Genomic DNA, 243 nt, shown 5'->3' with positions numbered 1-243 from the left:
GTTTCGATTCTTTTTCTGATGCTGGATTTTGTTTTTGAAAATGCTACAAAATCGTGTTGATTTTTTCTCATCGCAACAGACAGTTTTATCTTTGAATAGTTGAATAAATCAACTTGGAATTCTTTGCTAATATATCCTCTATCTCCTATTAATAAACAATTTTTAAAATTATTTTTCACATCATTCAAGTCGTTCACATCATGGACATTTGCAGGGGAAAAATCATACGAATGAAAGATCCCG

Annotated in this window: 1 protein-coding gene; it reads right to left on the bottom strand. The window is 30.5% G+C overall.

Annotation, left to right across the window (positions count from 1 at the left end; translation table 11 throughout):
- A partial coding sequence (locus tag GNY06_RS15770; protein WP_166519972.1) for a transposase occupies positions 1-243 on the bottom strand: 243 nt, incomplete at both ends.

The sequence above is a fragment of the Elizabethkingia argenteiflava genome (assembly GCF_009904105.1).
GTDB classification, from domain to species: domain Bacteria; phylum Bacteroidota; class Bacteroidia; order Flavobacteriales; family Weeksellaceae; genus Elizabethkingia; species Elizabethkingia argenteiflava.
Note: the sequence above shows the minus strand (reverse complement) of the source record. Positions and strands in the feature narration are given on the sequence as shown.